Below are 20,021 nucleotides of genomic sequence, written 5' to 3'. Positions count from 1 at the left end.
GAGAGTAAAAAGTGCAGGAGTTTGAAAACTGGCTGGAAGGCCTGATCGGCGAACAATTTGTGCTGGTCGTGGAAATCTTCCTGATTGTTTTTGCTGCGTTGTTCCTGGGTTATCTGGTCAACAAAGTGATTGATCGTCTCGAAATCCAGGCCGCGAAGACGAAAACAGTCTGGGATGATGCTCTGATTGAGGCTTTTCGCCGACCGGTAGTCTGGTTTATCTGGGTATCCGGTATCAACTTGGCTGCCATCGCGGCTGGCGTGGTTTTGACGGTACCGGTTGGCGAGCAGCTGACAGCGTGGGGCAAGTTGATACAGCTTGCCAACACCACAGCGATGGTGTTTTTGCCAATGCTGTTCCTGCTTAATTTTATCAAACGCGCTGAGCAGAATTTTCTCGATCCTGAATATCAGTCGCCACCGGTAGATGAAACCACTGCCAAAGCCGTAGGCAAACTATTGCGAGCGGCGGTTGTTATCAGTGCCGCGCTGATTCTGATGGATCAGTTTGACGTCAATATATCCGGCTTGCTGGCCTTTGGTGGTATCGGCGGTATTGCGGTGGGTTTTGCCGCCAAAGACCTGCTGGCCAACTTCTTTGGCGGCATGATGATCTACTTCGACCGCCCCTTTAAAGTGGGTGACTGGGTGCGTTCGCCGGATCAGGAGATCGAAGGTACGGTGGAGGATATCGGCTGGCGCATGACCCGTATTCGCACCTTCGACAAGCGCCCGCTGTACATTCCCAATTCGGTATTCACCCAGATATCCATCGAAAATCCGTCGCGCATGACCAACCGCCGCATTTACGAAACCATCGGCATTCGCTACGACGATATCGCCGCCATGGATGCCATTGTTGCCGATGTCAAAGCCATGCTACTGGCCCACGACGAGATCGATACCAGGCAAACGTTAATCGTCAATTTCAACAGCTTTGCGGCATCTTCTGTGGACTTCTTTGTCTACACCTTTACCAAAACCTGCAACTGGGTACACTTCCACGAAGTGAAGCAAGATGTATTGCTGAAAATTGCCGCCATTATCGACAACCACGGGGCGGAAATTGCCTTCCCCACATCCACTGTTCATGTGCCGAATGGCATAGCCACTAACCCGACAGAGGCATAAACCTTTTGAGTGACTCCCCTGCTAATGACTTACCAGATGTTGTTGAAATTCTCGATTACGCCCTGGAACTGAGTTCTGGTGATGAAGTGGACGCTGCCATTGAGCGCATTTCCAGTGACATTACTGAAAAACTGGCGGACAAAAACCCCATTGTTATCTGCGTGCTCAACGGCGGTGTGGTATTTACTGGCCAACTGTTGCCGCAACTGCGTTTCCCTCTGGAACTGGATTACCTGCACGCCACCCGCTATCGCGGCGAAATGATCGGCGCCGAGATTAACTGGCTGGCACGCCCGCAGCTGGAAATGAAAGACCGCACCGTGCTTATCCTCGACGATATTTTTGACGAGGGCTTTACCCTGGAAGCCATTGCCGAACACTGTCGTGCCGAGGGGGCGGAAGAAGTATTTACCGCGGTACTGGTGGAAAAACGCCATGATCGAGAGCGTGCCAAACAGCGTCCGGATTTTGTCGGCCTGACCACCAGCGACCTTTACTTGTTCGGTTCCGGTATGGACTACCTGGGTTACTGGCGCAACTTGCCGGGGATTTATGGTTTGAAGGTGGAGTGGGAGTGATTCTGTCATCCTGAGCGGCGCAGCCGCGTGAGGATCTCACAATTTCAAACTCTGAGATCCTCACGTCGCTACGCTCCTCAGGATGACGATGTAACACTATGAAAAAAATCGCCATTATCGGCGGTACCGGCCTGACCCAAATGCCGGAACTGCAGGTTCATCAAAACAAAACGGTTACCACCCAATACGGCTCGCCATCATCGTCGCTGCTATGTGGCCAACTAAGTGGGGCCGATGTGGTGTTTCTCGCCCGCCATGGCAGTGACCACAGTATCCCGCCCCACTGTGTGAACTACCGTGCCAATATGGCTGCCTTGAAGCAGGAAGGTGTGAGTGCGGTGATTGCTGTCAACGCGGTGGGTGGTATTCGCCGGGATATGAGTGCTGGCACGTTGGTGGTGCCAGATCAGATTATCGACTACACCTGGGGCCGGGAACACACCTATTCTGATGGCTCCGACGTGCCACTCGCTCATGTGGACTTTACCCAACCCTATACAGAACCGCTGCGCCAACAACTGTTAAGCGCATTGCAGGCGGAAGGAATAGCGGCTATTAACGGTGGTGTGCACGGTGTGACCCAGGGGCCAAGGCTGGAAAGTGCCGCGGAAATCGACCGTCTGGAGCGGGACGGTTGCGACTTGGTGGGCATGACTGCAATGCCGGAAGCTGCATTGGCGCGTGAGCTGGAATTGGGCTACGCCTGCCTGGCACTGGTGGTCAACCCGGCTGCCGGACGCAGCGTTGATACCATTTCCATGGCGGATATTCAGACCGTTCTGGAACAAAGTATTCCAAAAATTCGGGCAGTGCTGGCAAGAGCCTGTGAGCATATGGTGGAAAAAGGAGATAGCCTGTGAAAACGCCTAACTATTTATTTGTGTGGCTATTCTGCGTACTTTCTTTGGCAGGTTGCACCAATAACGACTCGCCACAAGCCGTCTCGAAACAGTTTTGGCAGGCGATGGCAGCAGGGGATGTGGACGCAGCGAAGGCCTTGGCCACCAAAGGCAGTATGGATGGTATTAGCATCAGCGATGACCGCCGCATCGAAGGTCTGCACATTGGTGATGTCAGCCTGGGGGAGAACGAGCAAACCTCGCTGGTGGCCACTTCTTTTGACTCTGTTAATAACAACAGCCGAATCACCCTGTCTTTCGATACCGTCGTGGAACAACACCAGGGCCAATGGCGGGTAAATTTCACTCGCACCACCCAATCCATGCTGGGCAGCTCTTTTCAGCAACTGCAGGATGCTTTGGCAGAAACCATCAGCGAGGCCGGAGACGCCATTGGCGAAGCGGTGGATGGCGCTTTGGATGACGCGGTTCGGGAAATGAGTTCAGTGCTGCAAGATACGGCTCGGGATATGCAGCAGGCGGCGGATGATATTCGCGCTGAGCTGGAACAGTTGAAGCAAAATGACGCAGCTCCCATTGAAAAATAATACCCTCCCTTTCCTGGTAAACGACGACTTCGCTGCACCTTTAGCTGAACAAGGACTGGTGATTAAATGCACCGGTTTTGATGTTGCGGCTTATCAACCGGATTGTTATCAACAGTTCAACATTCCTCTGCCGCAACGGGTCAGCAAAGCAGTGCCAAAACGACAGGCGGAATTCCTCGCTGGCCGCTACTGTGCCGCTCGTGCCCTCAGCGCACTGGGTAGCGATAACCTGAATGTGCAAAGCGGTGAAAACCGCATTCCCATCTGGCCCCAAAAAACCATTGGTTCAATCTCACACACCGCCGGAAAAGCCGTGGCTGTGGCTGGCTGGCAGCGGGATTACGCTGGTGTTGGCATAGACTGCGAAACCCTGGTGAGCGACGAAGTCTGCGAACGCATCTACGATACCATTACCACCCCGGAGGATAGCCAGCTGTTTGACAACGGCTGTTGGCAAAAGCCATGGTTTTTTACCCTGATGTTTTCCGCCAAAGAAAGCCTGTTTAAAGCCCTGTACCCCACGGTGAACAAGTACTTTGGTTTTGATAAAGCGCAATTGCTGGAAGTGACGGAAGAGGGCTTTGTAATTGCCTTGAGAGAAACGCTCAACAGCCGCTGGCAGAAAGGGCAAACATTCTCCGGGCGCTATTTGTCCCTGGATGGTTATCTTGTGACGTTACTGATGTTGCCACATTGAGCGTTCACAACAGGTGTTTGAGCTCACTGTAGCAGTGGCGCAGGGCTTGCAATACGTATTTGCGCACCATGCTTTCTGACACTCCCATGGCTTCAGCAATTTCCGGGTAGCCTTTGCCCTTGATCTTGTAGAGAGTAAAAGCGGTCCGGCATTTGTCAGACAGGCTGCCGAGGCACTTTTGCAGTTCATCCAGTACTTCCCTGGATTGCTGGATGCGATCCGGAGACAATTGATGGACGCCAATATGGCTATCGTCTTCGGGGTTGGCAGGCACTTCCGGTGAGCGCTGGTTGCGGCGGTAGCGGTCGATGGCGATGTTGCTGGCAATGCGCTGTAAATAGGAACGCAAATAGCTGTGCGTATCGGGCTCATCCAGTCGCAACAGGCGGACAAACGCCTCTTGAACGATTTCTTCCGCGTCCTCTTCGGACACGCCAAACTTCTTTACATGGCGCAGCATCCATACCCGATGCTGGGTGTAAAGGCGGCTGTAATAGGCGGTTTTGTCGCCTTTGCCATCACCGCCAGATGACAGGATGTCGATGACATTGTCCTTCTGGTCTGTGGGGTGGCGAGGGCTCATAGGCTTGGTAGTGGGGTGAAAACGTCTCAAAAGAGTAGCTTATCTGTTGTTGATCAGCAATTTTTACATTTTTTATTCCCAAAACGGTTGGTTGGTTCGTATATAGAGGTAAGCTACAGAAATAAACTGGTTCTGTATAATCGCGCCAATTCGTATCTGAAATTAGTATCTGGCTGATCGCCTGACAGGTTTTTTATGGACACTCGTTTGACTACACAAGAAATGGATCGCATTGAAGGCGAGGCCGCCGAGTGGGTGCTGGTATTGAATGAGGGCAGTCTGGCGGATGATACTCTGGCGGAATGGCGCAACTGGATTGACGCCAGCCCGCACCACAGAGACACCTATGAAAAAATGTCCAACCTGTGGTCTATGGCGGACAACTTGCCCGCCGAAGCGTCTAGCCACCAGCAGGTGCCAGACGACTTGTTGTCGGACGTCCAGAATAATGTAGTACCACTGCCGAAAAGAAATACCCATTGGATTTGGCAGAGTGCAGCGGCAGCAGCAGTTTTGGTGTTGTCGATTTTCTTGCTGCTGCCAGTAAAAAAGGAAATTCCTGTATTGGCTTTGACGGGCCTTTCGGCGCTGCAGACTGCTCACAGCGAACACACCAACTACAAACTCCCTGACGGCTCGCAAGTTAATTTGGGTGCAAACACCAAGATTCAGTTTGCCTATGACGATCAGTCTCGCCGCATCACGCTGGTAAGGGGTGAGGCCATGTTTGATGTGGCCAAAGACCCTGAACGCCCCTTTATTGTGTCTGCCGGGGCAGGGCAATATCAGGCGTTGGGGACAGTGTTTAATGTGGAGTTGCTCAAAAACCGTTCTACCCTGATTGTCACTGAAGGCATTGTTCAGGCAGGCCTGAACAGTTCAGACCAGAACTACGACGGCAGCAACTACCCCCGCTTAGTGGCTGGGGAATCGGTGTCGGTTTCCAGAGAAGGTGCCATTGGCGACGTTAAACAGGTCGATCTGAATGTGGCGCTCACCTGGCAGCAGGGGCAGCTGATTTTTGTGGATCAACCCCTGTCAGAAGTGTTTGAAAGGGTAAATCGCTATCGGCAGAAATCTGTTGTGGTCTCCGAAGAGCTGAAAGCCATGCGCTATACCGGCTCAGTGCGCAGCGACAGTATTGACGACCTTTTAAATATTTTGCCCGAAGTATTTAACGTCAAAGTGGTTCATCAATCCGAAGCGGTTTACATCTTCCCCATCTGAGCGAATTTCCTTGTGTTTTTTACTGCTCGTTAGCTGTTTTACAGCTTGAGATAGCTATCTGTTCTTTGCGTTCTCGAAAAATTTGAAAAAATTTTACTTTTTTATTCCCAAAATACGCCTCCCGTTCGTAACTATTACTAAGCAGTTAAAAACTGCCCAAAAATAGAATATTTTTTTAACTAGGGGAGGTTATGTCCATGAATGCAATCAAACGCCCGGTTACCCGTGTGAAACAAAAAAGATTGGCATCTGTAATTAAAAGAAAAACTCAGAGTCTGGCATTAATGGCCGCACTGACCGGTACTGCCGGTATGGCATGGGCCGGTGCCGACGATGTACACGAATTTTCAATTTCTTCACAGGGAATGGCCGAAGCCCTGGCACAGTTTTCCAGTCAGAGCGGATTGCAGGTGATCGTTAACAGCGACATGCTCAGAGGGCTAAATTCTCCACTTCTCCAGGGAGAGGTTAGCAGCGAAAAAGCTTTGGAATCTTTGCTTTCCCAATCTGGTTTGAGCTACGAATTTCGCAATGACGATACAGTGATTATCAAGGCGGCCGAGAGCTCGGAGTCCCGGGATGCGACAAAGATTGAGGTGGATGAAGAGGTTGTTATTACGGGTAGTCGTTTGGCGACGGATAAGTCAAAGATTGCTGGTCAAGTATTTACCTATGACAGCTCATATATTGAGGCATCTGGTGAAACATCTCTTGAGCGTTTTTTGAGGCGGTTGCCGCAGAATTTTCAAGGTACATCAGCATTCGCAGGGAGTTCATTAAATGGAGCCACGAACTTAACAGGAGCCTCTACAGTTAACTTACGTGGCTTGGGTAGTAATTCTACCTTGATATTGGTAGATGGTCGCCGTCGCAGCAGCGATGGTCTATTCGGCGGTGTTACCGACGTTAGCGGTATTGTTCCTTTGTCTCAGGTAGAGCGAGTCGAAGTTCTATTGGATGGTGCTTCAGCCATTTATGGCTCCGATGCAGTCGGTGGTGTGGTAAACATTATCACCAAAAAAGACTACCAGGGTGTAAATGTTGGCGTCGAATTTGGCGAACCAGGATCGGGCGGTTTTAATGAATATAAATTCTTTGCCGATGGTGGAATTAGCTGGGAAGGAGGGAGCCTGAAATTAGGATTTGAATATGACCAACATACTGGGTTGGTAGCGGACCAAAGCGGGCTTGGATTAACTGATCCACAAACTAATACCGTGAATTTGTTTAATTTGCCTCGTCCTGGCTTTACGCCACAGGCGGTAGCTGGCCCATTACTGTATAACGGCAATGGCATGAATATCACAGTGAGTGAATTTAATGCCCTTGACCCCGCTGACCAAGCTAACTTCACTGCTATCAACGCAGTGACCTTGCCCACTGGATTTAACCAGGATAGTGATATAAATGACATCACCAATCTAATGGCTACAGATAATTCGGTCACAGGTACTGGGGAGGCAGATGCTGGAACGTTACTACTGCCAGAAGAAGACAGTTATGCCATCAATCTTGCTTTGGATCAAAAGCTGACTGACAGTCTCCATTTCAGAGGTACACTGGATTACTCAACTCGTGAAACTACCAGCAATGGCAGTGTTCCGGGAATCCTTGAACGTGTCGATGATGGCAATCCATTTAATCCATTTGATCGTACATTTAATTATGTAGCCCTGTTATCCGATGCACCAAGAAGTTTTGATTTTGCAGATTCGGATCGTTGGAACCTTGATTTGGAATTGTCCGGTGATATTGGTAACGACTGGCACTGGGATGCAGGCTTTTCTTATGGCCGTAGCACTATCGATGGAATTAGAGGCCCGAGGGTTGATCGGGAAACTATAAGGAATGGATTTGCCAGTAATGGTGGCACTCAGGAAGTTTCTGTTGCTGTAGGAGCGCCAGCGCCCAGTGCGGATTGTGTATTTAATCGTACTCAACCGGGATTTTTTGGTGCACCATCTACAGATGTTTATGACTGTGCTGAACCTGACCCAATTAATCCATTCGCCAGTTTGAGTGGTTTTCTGTTGCCAGAACAGCTTTCGAACACTCGCAATGAATTGACAGTAGTTGATGCAAATATTAATGGTTCTTTATTCTCGCTACCCGCTGGGGATGTTAGTTTGGCCATAGGTGTTCAATGGCAGAGCAGGGAAATTAATTCGGCCTCAGAATTTTTAGTGAGTGCAAACACAGTTTCTGCGGTTGGGGCGAATCCTTTTGATGCCTCTATCAGTCGAGACTCCCAGTCAGTTTACATTGAAAGTCTTGTGCCATTAATTGGCGAGAGCAATAGTTTGCCTTTGATGCAATCGCTTGACCTGACACTGTCTGGTCGTTATGACTCTTATGACGCGCCGGATGCAACTCGTAGTTTGGATGTTCCACTTCCTGATCCCGCTGACCTTGAAGCGGTAGCTGAATTTGAAGCTTTTAATACGCCGGTTGCAGCTGGTGGCGATGGAACTTGGGGTAGTGGTTTAATTTGGGGTGTTAGCGACCAGATTCGAGTTCGTGCCAACTGGCAGACTTCGTTTCTTGCTCCGCAGTTGAATCAGCTTTTTAGGTCAACGGATCCTCGATTTGATGGGCCATTCGCATTTTTGTTTGTAGAAAATGAAGATGGTTCACTCGGTTTTGTTTTCTTTGATCAGCAGCTGGCGGGGGGTAACCCTAGGCTGGAAAATGAAAATGGACGGTCTAGGAATATTTCTATTGAACTGACACCGGATTTTATTCCCGGTTTGACCGCAACTCTTGCTCATTCAAAAACAGATTATGTAAACCGTATTACAACTCTCAACAGTAATGGTGCCATTGTTAGTCTCGATAACCTTCCCAGCGATGTTATCGTTGGTGTTGATGAAGACGGTGAGCAGACATTTACTTTGGATACACGTTTTACTAATGCAGCAAGCCTTAATCGCTCTGGATATGATTTTAATTTGAATTATTTACTGTCTACAGATGCTGGGGATTTCGGTTTTGATTTGTTGTTATCAAAAATCAATAAACATGCCTTTCGGCCAGATGTTGCCGATACGCTCATTGATGTTGTCGGAGTCAGTGAGGATTCGCGTTTTAATGGAGTTCCCAAGTATTCAGGTAATGCACAGGTTAGCTGGTTTGGTGATGGCCTTTCTGCTTCTTTAAACATTAATCAGAGAAGCACTACTAAGAGAAGGACTTTTGGCGGAGGCGGTGATCTTCTATTCACCGAAGTATTTAAAGCTGCAGATACCGTAAACCTTACTTTGAGCTATGACTTTGACAGTGGGAGTTTATTTGACGCGCCAGCTTGGATGGACGGCGTTAAAGGAACCTTTGGTGTTGAAAATCTCACCAACGATTTCAGTGAGAGCAGTGTGGTAGTGGCTGAGACTGGAGATGTAAGGCGTGGAAGTGCCAATGTATTGAATGCACTAGCTCGCGGTCGGGTATTCAATCTCCGCCTGCAAAAAGAGTTTTAATTCTTGACTGATAAGCACACAGGGACGTGTGTATTTTTATTATCGACTGTGTCCGTTGATAAGGACTTTTGACGAACACAGCGATTTTGATATTTTTTTGGAGGGTTCTAATGAACAAATTTTTTGCTTTTACCGCCAGCCTGGCATTTTTAATTGGCGGTTGTAATGCCGATACAAATGCTGGCCAGCAAGCGTCAAACTCAGCGGCAGAAGCGCCATCTCAATCAGGTAGTTATACCTTGTCCGGCGATTTGTCTTCCCGTTACGTCAGTGGCGACCTGGTTATTTGGGTAAATGAGCCCAAGCAAAAAGCCAAGGCAGCAACGATGAGCTCTATGGCTGCAGCCACAACAGCCACCAAAGCCGCTAAACCGGCTAAAGCCACCAAGGCCAGCTCAGGTGCTGTTGCTATGGGTGCGGCAATGTCGATGTCTGCGCCTGCCGACGACAGCGCGTTGTACAACAGCCTTAATGTTGTGGCTGAGGCGAAACTGGAGGATGGCCGCTTTACGCTTTCCGGTGAAGTGGATGAAGTCCGTCAAGTGTACTTTTATGTGCTAAACGCTCGCTCCAAAAGTGGCGCGCGGTTGGCACCCACAAAAGGTCAGGGTTTCATCCTGGAACCGGGCAACCTCACCATGTCGTTTGATGAAAACAGCACCTTTGCTGTAACAGGCGGCACCTATAACGATGCGGTGTACAACTCCTGGAAACTGTCGCCGGAATATCGCGATACTAAAGCGGAAATGAATCGCCTGTATCGCTCGGTAGATGGTGAGTCAGAAGAACAAAAGCGCGCTCGTCTTGATGCTGCAGCGGAAGCACAACACAAGATGCTGAATCTGGAAACAGAAGGCCGTAAAACAGTCGCTATGACTCACCCGGATGTGCTGGCTCGCAAACTGGCTATCCAGACTGCCTGGCTTGGTGGGCGCTGGATGTTGCAGTCGGCCTATCAAATTCGGGAAATGGCCCCTCAGGATGCATGGGTACACGGCTATATCGCCAAACAGGAAGCGTATTACGCCAAGCGAGATCGCAACGAAAGCATCGCTAAAGTCGGCGGTGATATTAAGGACTTCGATGCTGAAACTCTGGCGGGAAAAACGGTTTCTCTGAAAGATGTCCGTGGCAAAAACAAATATGTGTTGCTGGAATTCTGGGCGTCATGGTGTGGCCCGTGCCGAGCAGAAATTCCCCATATGAAAAAAGCCTATGAGGAATACAACGCCAAGGGGTTCGAAATTTTCTCCTTCACCATTGACGATGACAAGGACGCCTGGGCCGATGCTTCAGAAGAAGAACAAATGCCCTGGATCGACACCGGTTTTGGCAGCGAGAGTGAGCCTACGGTGCTCTACGAAGTAACTGGTGTGCCCGCTAACTATCTGGTGGATGGTGAAACCGGTAAGGTGGTTGCTCGCAATCTACGCGGGCATAAGCTAGACGAAAAGCTGGAAGAATTGTTGAAATAAATTGTTACGGTTATTCCTGATTCAAAAAAATCCCCGCAATCGCGGGGATTTTTTTGCTTTGATAATCTACTGACTGCCTTTCAATAACAGTGGTGCCGGTACCGGCTCATCCACTTCAGCCTTCGGCTCCGGCACTTCGTAATGGGTCACCTGCACCAGAACCCCCATTTTCGGGTGATCCAGATAGTGCAGTTCATCGCGGCGCATGCGGCGGCTGGTTTTAAACAGGTTGATTTCGTCCGCTTTGTATTGCGGCCCCTCTGGAATGAGCTCGCCAATCTGGAACAGTGGTTGGCTGTTTAGCGGCTCCAGAGTCAGTTCTTCAAATTCACCAGGATTCTGACTGTCTGGGGACAGCTCCAATTCATCAGTAATTTCCACTTGCGGCTCTATGTCAGCAATGGGGTACTCCGGCAGCAGTGGCCAAATATCCTCGGCGCCTTCGAAGTTTTCAAAGCCTTCAAATCGCTCGAATCCGGGTTGTTGTTGATCCAGGTTTTCCACAAAACGGCTCAGCCACAAGTTGGTTTCCAAATGCAGGTAGCGGGAGCGCACCAGGCGCAAGCTGCCTTCCAGTTGAAAGTGCTCGCCGTAGCGGTCACCGGCGCGTACAAGAATCCAGGGTGCCTGGGCAAAACCAATACCCGGTTGGCGCCAGGCCTGGTGGTAGAGCACCTGATAGCCGGAACGACGGCGCAGGGCGGTGGCGTAGTTGTTGAGTTGGCGCTGGTCCGATTCCAGTACCTGGAAAGGTTTTTCTTTTTCGGGTTCGGGCTGTTCAGGTTCCTGTGTGAATAAAATCGAAGTCGGTGTTTCAGCGGGCGCTTGCTCTACGACTTCAACAACCTCTGAATCGCCTTCCTGACTGTTTTCTTCGCTTTCCGCTTCGTCAATGATCTTGTTTGGATCGAATAGCTCCAGGTGATTGCCAGGGTATTGTAGTGTGACATCCCGGCGCGGCTTTTCCTGACCGTAGTGGTCGGTTTGCTGAAAGATAATGACTTCCACCTGATACCACTTTTCTGCGTCGTCAGCGGCTGTCGCTGGCAGGGCCAGCAGTAGCAGCGGGAGACGAGAGACGAGAGACGGGAGACGCAAAGGCCAACCACTCCCTAACCGGGTTTTCCGTCTCTCATCTCTCATCTCTCATCTCCCTTCAGTGTCTCTAGTAATTTTTTCACAGTATTAATACGCAAATCGCTGGTTTTCATGGCGGCGGAAAAGCGCAGCTCAGTGGCACCCTGGAAACGATAACGGTCTGGCTGCTGTTGCACAAGCTGCACGATGGTAATGGGCTCCACCGAAGTGTTAGGGCCAAAGCTGATGCCGCCGCCTGTGGCGTTGGCCTCGATCTTGGTGATACCCAGCGCTTCCGCCTGTAAGCGCAGCTCAGTGACCCGAATCAGGTTCTTCAAATATTCAGGCAGCAGGCCAAAGCGGTCGATCATTTCCACCTGCAGCTCTTTCAGTTCCGCACTGTTGCGGGCGCTGGCCAGGCGTTTGTACATCTGCAGGCGCATGGGTACGTCGGGCAGGTAGTCGTCGGGGATCAATGCAGGAATACGCAGATTGATCTCCACGTTGTCGTGCATGGCCGCTTCCACGTCCGGTTCTTTGCCATCCTGAATGGCTTGTACGGCTTTTTCCAGCAGTTCCATATACAGGGTAAAGCCGATGCGCTGGATATGGCCGCTCTGTTCGTCCCCCAGCAATTCTCCGGCACCGCGAATTTCCAGGTCGTGGGTGGCCAGGGTAAAGCCGCTGCCCAGGTGGTCGGCGGCGCTGACGGCTTCTAGCCGTTTGACGCCGTCTTTGGTCATGGTTTTCGGGTGGGGTGTCAGCAGGTAGGCGTAAGCCTGATGGTGAGATCGACCCACCCGGCCCCGCAGTTGGTGCAGCTGGGCGATGCCGAATTTGTCGGCGCGCTCGATAATAATGGTATTGGCGCTGGGCACATCGATGCCGGTCTCGATAATGGTGGTGCACACCAGCAGGTTAAAGCGCTGGTGGTAGAAGTCGGACATCACCTGTTCCAGCTCGCGCTCGCGCATTTTGCCGTGGCCGATGCCAATGCGGGCTTCCGGGATCAATTCCTGTAATTCCCGGGCTACATTGTCGATGGTTTTCACTTCGTTGTGCAGGTAGTACACCTGACCGCCGCGCAGGGTTTCCCGCAGTATGGCTTCGTGAATCAGGCGGGTTTCGCTCTGGCGAATAAAGGTTTTTACTGCCAATCGTTTGGCTGGTGGTGTGGCGATAATGGATAAATCCCGTATGCCGCCAAAGGCCATATTCAGGGTGCGAGGAATTGGGGTGGCGGTCATGGTGAGAATATCCACTTCCGCACGCAGCGCTTTGATCACTTCTTTCTGACGCACCCCAAAGCGATGCTCTTCGTCGATAATCAGCAGCCCCAGGTTTTTGTACTTGATGCTGTTATTTAGCAGTTTGTGAGTGCCGATCAAAATATCCACTTTGCCTTCAGCGGCGCGCTGGATTACTGAATCCTGTTCTTTGGCGGTGCGGAAGCGGGACAGCACTTCCACGGTCACCGGCCAGTTGGCGAAGCGGTCTTTAAAGTTTTCGTAGTGCTGCTGGGCCAGCAGGGTGGTGGGCACCAGAATAATTACCTGCTTGCTATTGCTCACCGCAATAAAGGCGGCGCGCATGGCCACTTCGGTTTTGCCAAAGCCCACATCGCCACACACCAGGCGATCCATGGGCTGTTCCGCCAGCAGGTCTTTTTTTACGGCGTCGATGGCGTCCTGCTGGTCGGGGGTTTCCTCAAACGGGAAGTCGCGGCTAAAGGACAGGTAATCCTGTTGTGGGTCACTAAAGCTGAAGCCTTTGCGGGCAGCTCGTTGGGCGTACACCTGCAGCAGCTCTGCGGCGGTATCGCGAATTTCTTTGGCGGCTTTGTCTTTGGCTTTCTGCCAGCTTTCACTGCCCAGCCGGTGCAGGGGTGCTGTGTCTTCTTCAGAGCCGCTGTAGCGGCTGATCAAATGCAGGGAGGATACCGGCACATAGAGTTTGGTGTCGTCGGCGTATTCCAGGGTCAGGAATTCCTGCATTTCGTCGTTGACGCCGATGGTTTGCAAGCCCCGGTAGCGGCCTACGCCGTGGTCGATATGCACCACCGGCGCGCCTTCCCGCAGCTCGGTGAGGTTTTTGATGACGTTGTCCGCCTGATCCTGAGTGCGGGAGCGACGGCGGCGTTGCATTACCTGCTGGCCGAATAAGTCGCCTTCGCTGATCAAGCATATAGACGGCTGTTCCAGGGAGAACCCGCGATCCAGCGGCGCGATAGTAATAGCGCTGGTGTGGTCGCTGCTTAAGAATTCCTGCCAGCTGGAAACCTCTACGGGCTGCTGGCGGATGTCGGCCAGCAATTCCAGCAAGGTTTCCCTGCGGCCAGCGGATTCGGCGCAAAAGAGGATACGCTGCTTTGGCTGTTCCAACAGGTGACTTTCAAGTGCCAGTAACGGGTTGCTGGCGCGAGAATCCACCGCTACTTCCGGTGCCGTTCGTACCGCAAAATTGCTGGCCCCGGCACCACTTTGCTGGCCGCTGTTAATATCTATTCGCGGCCATTGTTTGAGGGTGGCAAACAGTTCGTTGACGGGCACAAACACTTCGGTTGGCGGCAACAGTGGCCGTTCCCGGTCGACGCCGTATTCTTCAAAGCGGCCGCTGGCCTCTTGCCAAAACTGCTCGGCTGAGTTTTCCAGATTCCCACTGGTAAATACTTGGGTATCGCTGGGAAGGTAGTCGAACAGAGTCGCGCACTGCTCAAAAAACAAAGGCAAAAAGTACTCGATACCTTGGGAAGCAACGCCATTGCTGATGTCCTGATACAAGGTGGAGTTGCGTGGGTTTACTTCAAAGCGGCTGTGCCAGTTGTCTTGAAAGCGACGGATGCCGGTTTTATCCAGCGGCACCTCTTTGGCGGGCAGCAGGTCGATGACGTCCAGCTGGTCGATGGTGCGCTGGCTTTCCGGGTCGAAGCTACGCAGGGATTCGATTTCGTTGTCGAACAGGTCGAGGCGGAAGGGGTGTTTGGAACCCATCGGGAAGATATCCACCAGCGCGCCTCGCACGGCGTATTCGCCGTGTTCGTAGACCGTATCCACACATTGGTAGCCGGCCTGTTGCAGCTGTTCCCGCAAGCGGTCCACATCCACAGTATCGCCGGCTTTGTACACAAAGGAGTGGCCGCTGATAAACGACGGCGGCGCCAGCCGGTGCATCAGGGTGGAGGCGGGCACAATCAGAATGCCCTTGCTGACCTGGGGCAGGCGATGCAGGCAGCGCAGCCGCTCGGAGACAATATCCTGGTGAGGGGAAAACAGATCGTAGGGCAGGGTTTCCCAATCCGGGAAGTGCAGTACAGGCAGTTCGCTATTAAAGAACGACAGCTCCGTCTCCAGCTGCGTCGCTGCTTTGGCGGCGTCGGTAATCACCAGCGTCAGGCCGTCAAACTGCTGCGCCGCTTCGCTGATGGCCAACGCCGGGCCAGCCCCTTGCAATCCAGCCCAACGGTGCTTTTGGCCAGCGGCAGGGGGTTCGGGCGGGTGCAGTAACGGCATGGGGTTCTACTTCTGGCGGGTGCGTTGGAGGCGCTATTTTAGCGGGGTGAGTGTTGGGTTAGAAGGGGCTTTCCCCTGTAGGTCGGCCTTTAGGCCGACACAAATGTTTGGGGGCGATCAGAAGCTGGTGGCTTTGGGGTTTGGGTGGCGATCAGGAGCCGGAGAGACTTTTCCAGACACGCCGTGCTTTCTTTCATAAAGTAAGCATCCGTGTAGGCTCCTCTGCGGCATCCCTGCCGCAGAAGATCTGGAAAAGCCTCTCCGGTTCCTGATCTTCATGTCGAGTGCCCTACAGTTGGGCCAGTTCCGTAATCCCAAACCGCTGCGGCGCGTGAGTTTCCCCCACATCTCGACCGCACAGCTTGCCATCTACCACATACTCCTTGCCCATATGCTGTTGGGCCCAGGTAATCACAGTATCAATGGTCGGTGTTGCAACACTAGCCAGGTCGGCAACACCTTTGTATACGCACAATCCCAGAGGAATGTCCTCGGTAAAGTAACGGTTGGCGAAGTCTGGCTCCCAACCACCTTCCACTTCTTTAAAGGGACAGCGAAAGCCTTTATAGGCCGGGTTAGTACGGAAGAATGTCGCCAGGTCTGGCGAATTGTCTTCGTACACATAGCGGGTTAGAAAGTCGTAGATATGGGGTACTTCGATGGCTTCCTTGCCGGCGGCTACCAGCCCGTTACCAATAGCTATAAGGTCTTTATTTAGTGCGTTCATCATGTCCGCTGCAGCTTCGGTCATGCCTTCGTAAAACAGCGGGTTTTCCGGCAGTGTTTGTCCCGGCTGCCAGTCTTTGCAAAGGGTATAGAGGCGGGAAGGATGCAGGATGGCGTTTACCGGGTACAGGGTGGCGCTGAGAAAATGGCCGCAGCTTTCTGTGTGGCCGAACAGTTTTTCATTCAGCGCGATGATGTCGTTGGTGGCGCTGGTGGGTAGCACACCCACCCGGTAGTTATGCTTGAACTCCTGAACTTCCACCTGCTTGCCGTAATCGGTAATGCGGCAGTTAAAGGGCATAGGCAGAATAGCAAATAGCACCAGTTGATCCACCAAGTCTCCAAGCACTTCTCGCGCCACCCAGTCGAAGCCTCCCTGGCCAGGAGTGACGCCGATAGCCATGCCAGGTTTTAGATGCGGCTTAATGGTTTCCAGAACGCTCTGGTAGGCGAAAGAGGGCAATGGCAGTAGCAATACGTCACTACCGGGAATCACCTCTGTCGGGTTGGCGGAGATTATTTCCGGTTTGCCGTTAACAGTACCTTTCACTGGATTGTGTTCGGCAAACTCGGCGCTGATATGGCCTTGTTCGGCAACGCCGTTGGCCATACGCTCCGCCTCGTCCCCAAAGGTGGCCAGTACCCGTGTGCTGATTCCCCGCGACGGCAACAGCGCCGCCAGCACGTGGGCGGCATTGCCACCGCCGATAATGCAAACGGTTGGGGTTTGTGTATTGATGGATATGTTGGCCGTGGGGTTCATTGGGTGGTCTCTGGGTATTGTTATTTTGCCGGCCATGATACCCGCTCATTGCCGCGAATGGACCTATCAAATGAGGTATTATCCCGCCTGATTGACAGAGGACAAACGCCCACCATGAGCACTCCCCCAATGAGTACTGACAACGACCGCATTATTGAGCTGGAAACCAAGCTGGCTTACCAGGAAGATACCATTCAGGCACTGAACCAGGTGGTGTGCAAGCAGCAGGATCAGCTGGATCAATTGCAACTGGCCTGTGAAACTCTGATTGAGCGTTTTAAGGATATAGATGCGGGTGGTGCTGGCGGGCAAGGTGGCGAAGAACCACCGCCACCGCATTATTGAAGTTTTTGTTATTTTGTCATTCTGAGCGTAGCGAAGAATCCTGGTATTCAGCTAAGCAAAGAGATCCTTCGCTTTCGCTCAGGATGACAAAAAATTGAAAAAAAGCCCCCTGTTTCCAGGGGGCAAACTCACTATTGCGAGGGGGTTAATTCGGTTGTGTTTGCGATTCAGGAGCTGATGCCCAGATAGCGTTCCCGGCGGTTGGGCTTTAGCTTGGTCAGGTCGACCATAATCAAACCATCGATGGCGTTTTTGAAATCCGGGTCAATGTTAAAGCCGGCAAACTGCACACCGTTGGATTCGCAGATTTCCGTGTACTGTTTGTACAGGGTTGGCACGCTGCAGTTCATGTGGCTGAGTTGGCTTTTCAGGGCGGCGAATTCTTCGCGGTAGTCCTTGCCAGGAAATTGCTGTTGCAGTTGTACTTTGCGATCCGCGGCGATGGTGTAGGGCAGAGTGCAGTCCACCAGGTTTTGCCGGGCCGGGAAGTGGTTGCTGTAAAAATGCACGATCATGTCTTTGGCGTGCTGGGAATAGGTGTCGCTCAATGTCACCGGGCCGAACAGATAGCGGTATTCTGGGTTTTCACGCAAAAAGGCGCCAATGCCGTACCACAGGTATTCCAGACTGCGTTTACCCCAGTATTTGGGTTGCACAAAGCTGCGCCCCAGTTCCAGGCCGCGCTCGAAATAAGGCTTCATGGTGTCGCGGTAGTTGAACAGGGTGGCGGAGTAGAGGCTGCTTTCACCCATGTCGTCCAGCGCTTTGCGGGCATCGCAAAAGCGGTAGGCACCGGCAATTTCCAGCTCGATGGAATCCCACAACAGCAGGTGCATGTAGTGCTGGTCATACAGGTCGTTGTCGCGGCGGCTGCCGGAGCCTTCGCCCACCGCGCGGAAGGCGATTTCCCGCAGGCGGCCCACTTCGCGCATGATGCTGGAATTGGCCCGGTAGTGGTACAGGTAAATGTGCTTGCCGTCGCTGGTTTCCCCCAGCCGTTTGCACTGTTCAATTTCTTCTTTCAACAGAGCGCGGTTTTCCGGGTGGGAAACCGCCACCTCAGTACCGAATACGCCGCGCTTGCCTTTGCCAATGCGGTACAGGTGGTGTTTGAACAGGCGCACTTTGCCGCGCATGGGTACTGCGACCTGCTGGTAACTGTCGTAGCTGATGGGAGCGCCGATGCGAATGTCGATGCAGCTGCTGGCGTGGCGGAACATCTCCCGTACTCGCCACAGGGTGGAAACGGGCCGCGCCATAAAACTCAACGCGTAGAAGAAGGCGGAGTTGCGGCCGTCCACATACACCGGCAACACCGGAGATTTGGTGCTGCTGGCCAGGCGCAGGAAAGTAGAATTCCACTTTTTGTCGCGCACCCCTTTGATGCTTGGGCTGGAAACATTGTCAGCGGGAAATACGATAAGCGCGCCTTCGTTTTCCAACTGTTGTCGCGCCTCGTTCATCTGTTCGCGATTGCAAGGGTTGGTCAGCAGCAAAGATTGCAGCGGCTTGATGCTGGCGAGTAAATCGTTGGCCAGCACTTTCACGTCCGGGCGAATTTCGCGCACCATTTTCAACAGCGCTAAACCGTCCAGCGAGCCGATAGGGTGGTTGGCAATTATTACTGCGCGGCCGGTATTGGGAATGGATTCGCGCTCGTTATCACGCACCCGGTAACTAAAACCAAAGTGCGCCAGGCACTGTTCGACAAAGTCGAAGCCTTCCAGGTGAGCGTAGTCCTGCTCAAATTGTTTGAAATCCTTTTCGTGAAACAGCAGCCGCAGCACTTTGGTGAGAGGGCGGGCAATCAGCGGTTTGTTTTCTACCGCTTTGGGGCAGTGCTGCTGCACCAGATTTTCCACGTCGAGCATAAGCGAACCTGTAGCCAGTTTTTCGACAAACTAGCGACCCGCAATGACAGCTGTGTAGCAGATTTGTGTCAGTTTGGTGACGGGCAAGGTGTGCTGGGGTGTGACTATCGAGAAGGATTTACCGGTTCAGGTTAATCAGCGTCCTGCCTGTCAGCTGCCCCTGCAAGATACCCTGAATATTTTGTTCCAGCTGCTCCAGAGTAATTTCTTTGTACAGCGCCAGCAATTGTTCTGGCCGCCACTCGTTAGCTAGCTTATTCCAAACCTGGGTGCGCTCTTCTAATGGGCAGTCCTGGGAGTCTATTCCGGTGACGGTGATGCCTCGCAAAATGAATGGGAATACGGTTAACGGCAGGTCGGGAGAGGCGGCATTGCCGCAAAGGGTAGCCACGCCCCAGGGTTTTAAGGATTTGATGATGTTGGCGAGTATGGTGCCGCCAACTGTATCCACGGCGCCGGCGAAGCGCGCTTTCAGCAGTGGGCGGCTGTTATTTTCGTTGAATTCTTCCCGGCTGATGACATCTTGCGCGCCCAGTTGGTGAAGAAAATCCGCATCTTTACCAGAGATGGCCACCACTGAATAACCCAGCTTTGCCAGCATGGCTACCGCCAGCGAGCCAACGCCACCGCTGGCGCCGGATACCACAATGGGGCCGCTCTGCGGTTTCAACTGGTTGCAGATATGGTTGACACACAGGCCCGCGGTAAGCCCGGCGGTGCCGAGAATCATGGCTTGTTTCTGATCGAGCCCGGCAGGCAGTGGCAGTGCCCAGGCGGCCGGTACACGTATGTACTGTGCAAAGCCGCCATCGGTATCCATGCCCAGGTCAAAGCCGGTGACAATCACGGTATCACCGGCTGAAAAATTCCCATTGCTGCTTTGTTCAACAACGCCCACCGCATCAATGCCCGGAACGTGGGGGTAGTGACGGGTAACACCTTTGTTGCCGGTACTGGACAGGGCGTCTTTGTAATTCAGGGACGAATAGCTGACTCGAATCAGTAGCTCATCCGTCAGTGGTTCTGCCAGCAATTCCGTCAAAGAGCGTTGCTGTAACGAACGCTCGAATTGGCCGTTGTTTTCTTCCACCACCAGGGCGGTGTAGTGCTGCTGGTTCAT

The 20,021-nt window shown here is 52.4% G+C and carries 15 protein-coding genes; 9 read left to right on the top strand and 6 right to left on the bottom strand.

Annotation, left to right across the window (positions count from 1 at the left end; translation table 11 throughout):
* Positions 1-11: 11 nt before the first annotated feature.
* The 5 genes from QSV34_RS01110 to QSV34_RS01090 all read left to right on the top strand — a co-directional run bounded on the left by QSV34_RS01110 (position 12) and on the right by QSV34_RS01090 (position 3,852).
* A complete protein-coding gene (locus tag QSV34_RS01110; protein ID WP_289151240.1) occupies positions 12-1,130 on the top strand; it encodes a mechanosensitive ion channel family protein in 1,119 nt (372 codons plus the stop codon).
* A gap of 5 nt (positions 1,131-1,135) precedes the next feature.
* Entirely contained in the window at positions 1,136-1,708 is a 573-nt protein-coding gene (locus QSV34_RS01105) for a hypoxanthine-guanine phosphoribosyltransferase (RefSeq protein ID WP_289151239.1), read from the top strand.
* 98 nt (positions 1,709-1,806) lie between these two features.
* A complete protein-coding gene (locus QSV34_RS01100) occupies positions 1,807-2,568 on the top strand; it encodes an S-methyl-5'-thioinosine phosphorylase (RefSeq protein ID WP_289151238.1) in 762 nt (253 codons plus the stop codon).
* Positions 2,565-3,155 carry a hypothetical protein gene (locus QSV34_RS01095; RefSeq protein WP_289151236.1) on the top strand — a complete coding sequence of 197 codons (591 nt, stop codon included), beginning with the start codon at positions 2,565-2,567 and terminating at the stop codon, positions 3,153-3,155. The genes QSV34_RS01100 and QSV34_RS01095 overlap by 4 nt, the downstream gene beginning before the upstream one ends.
* Positions 3,145-3,852: a 4'-phosphopantetheinyl transferase family protein gene (locus QSV34_RS01090; protein WP_289151235.1), complete on the top strand. Its 708-nt coding sequence runs from the start codon at positions 3,145-3,147 to the stop codon at positions 3,850-3,852. The genes QSV34_RS01095 and QSV34_RS01090 overlap by 11 nt, the downstream gene beginning before the upstream one ends.
* Before the next feature lie 4 nt (positions 3,853-3,856).
* Here QSV34_RS01090 and QSV34_RS01085 read toward each other — a convergent pair whose 3' ends face one another.
* Positions 3,857-4,465, bottom strand: coding sequence for an RNA polymerase sigma factor (locus QSV34_RS01085; RefSeq protein WP_289151233.1), 609 nt, complete (start codon positions 4,463-4,465; stop codon positions 3,857-3,859).
* 177 nt (positions 4,466-4,642) lie between these two features.
* Here QSV34_RS01085 and QSV34_RS01080 point away from each other — a divergent pair, with 177 nt between their 5' ends.
* The 3 genes from QSV34_RS01080 (at position 4,643) to QSV34_RS01070 (ending at position 10,610) form a co-directional block, all read left to right on the top strand.
* Positions 4,643-5,662 (top strand): FecR family protein, encoded by a 1,020-nt coding sequence (locus QSV34_RS01080; RefSeq protein WP_289151231.1) that lies wholly within the window; start codon positions 4,643-4,645, stop codon positions 5,660-5,662.
* Positions 5,663-5,859: 197 nt separating this feature from the next.
* Complete coding sequence (locus QSV34_RS01075; protein WP_289151230.1) at positions 5,860-9,135, top strand: TonB-dependent receptor; 3,276 nt, start codon at positions 5,860-5,862, stop codon at positions 9,133-9,135.
* 110 nt (positions 9,136-9,245) lie between these two features.
* Positions 9,246-10,610: a TlpA disulfide reductase family protein gene (locus QSV34_RS01070; protein WP_289151228.1), complete on the top strand. Its 1,365-nt coding sequence runs from the start codon at positions 9,246-9,248 to the stop codon at positions 10,608-10,610.
* Positions 10,611-10,676: 66 nt separating this feature from the next.
* Here the strand turns inward: QSV34_RS01070 and QSV34_RS01065 are convergent, their stop codons facing one another.
* From QSV34_RS01065 to QSV34_RS01055, 3 genes are all read right to left on the bottom strand, one after another.
* Positions 10,677-11,753 carry a CsiV family protein gene (locus QSV34_RS01065; protein WP_289151226.1) on the bottom strand — a complete coding sequence of 359 codons (1,077 nt, stop codon included), beginning with the start codon at positions 11,751-11,753 and terminating at the stop codon, positions 10,677-10,679.
* Complete coding sequence (mfd, locus tag QSV34_RS01060) at positions 11,750-15,196, bottom strand: transcription-repair coupling factor (RefSeq protein ID WP_289151224.1); 3,447 nt, start codon at positions 15,194-15,196, stop codon at positions 11,750-11,752. The genes QSV34_RS01065 and mfd overlap by 4 nt, the downstream gene beginning before the upstream one ends.
* A gap of 289 nt (positions 15,197-15,485) precedes the next feature.
* Complete coding sequence (locus tag QSV34_RS01055; RefSeq protein WP_289151222.1) at positions 15,486-16,685, bottom strand: NAD/NADP octopine/nopaline dehydrogenase family protein; 1,200 nt, start codon at positions 16,683-16,685, stop codon at positions 15,486-15,488.
* A 114-nt stretch (positions 16,686-16,799) separates the two neighbouring features.
* Between QSV34_RS01055 and QSV34_RS01050 the strand changes: the two genes are divergently transcribed.
* Positions 16,800-17,030 carry a SlyX family protein gene (locus QSV34_RS01050; RefSeq protein WP_289151221.1) on the top strand — a complete coding sequence of 77 codons (231 nt, stop codon included), beginning with the start codon at positions 16,800-16,802 and terminating at the stop codon, positions 17,028-17,030.
* A 167-nt stretch (positions 17,031-17,197) separates the two neighbouring features.
* On the opposite strand, the gene olsF is transcribed toward QSV34_RS01050, so the two are convergent.
* A complete protein-coding gene (olsF, locus tag QSV34_RS01045; protein WP_289151219.1) occupies positions 17,198-18,901 on the bottom strand; it encodes a bifunctional ornithine lipid synthase OlsF in 1,704 nt (567 codons plus the stop codon).
* Positions 18,902-19,019: 118 nt separating this feature from the next.
* Positions 19,020-20,021, bottom strand: a complete 1,002-nt coding sequence (locus QSV34_RS01040; protein WP_289151217.1) for a YhdH/YhfP family quinone oxidoreductase — start codon at positions 20,019-20,021, stop codon at positions 19,020-19,022.

The organism is Porticoccus sp. W117 (assembly GCF_030341905.1).
GTDB lineage: Bacteria > Pseudomonadota > Gammaproteobacteria > Pseudomonadales > Porticoccaceae > SCSIO-12696.
The sequence above is the reverse complement of the archived record's forward strand: the minus strand, read 5'-3'. Positions and strand labels throughout refer to the sequence as shown.

What these genes read in the sequence shown, in the direction of transcription:
- QSV34_RS01075 (WP_289151230.1), top strand. Translation starts at nt 5,860, where the DNA reads ATGAATGCAATCAAACGCCCGGTTACCCGTGTGAAACAAAAAAGATTG.
- QSV34_RS01100 (WP_289151238.1), top strand. Translation starts at nt 1,807, where the DNA reads ATGAAAAAAATCGCCATTATCGGCGGTACCGGCCTGACCCAAATGCCG.
- QSV34_RS01065 (WP_289151226.1), bottom strand. Translation starts at nt 11,753, where the DNA reads ATGAGAGATGAGAGACGGAAAACCCGGTTAGGGAGTGGTTGGCCTTTG.
- QSV34_RS01040 (WP_289151217.1), bottom strand. Translation starts at nt 20,021, where the DNA reads ATGAACCAGCAGCACTACACCGCCCTGGTGGTGGAAGAAAACAACGGC.
- mfd (WP_289151224.1), bottom strand. Translation starts at nt 15,196, where the DNA reads ATGCCGTTACTGCACCCGCCCGAACCCCCTGCCGCTGGCCAAAAGCAC.
- QSV34_RS01050 (WP_289151221.1), top strand. Translation starts at nt 16,800, where the DNA reads ATGAGCACTCCCCCAATGAGTACTGACAACGACCGCATTATTGAGCTG.
- QSV34_RS01070 (WP_289151228.1), top strand. Translation starts at nt 9,246, where the DNA reads ATGAACAAATTTTTTGCTTTTACCGCCAGCCTGGCATTTTTAATTGGC.
- olsF (WP_289151219.1), bottom strand. Translation starts at nt 18,901, where the DNA reads ATGCTCGACGTGGAAAATCTGGTGCAGCAGCACTGCCCCAAAGCGGTA.
- QSV34_RS01055 (WP_289151222.1), bottom strand. Translation starts at nt 16,685, where the DNA reads ATGAACCCCACGGCCAACATATCCATCAATACACAAACCCCAACCGTT.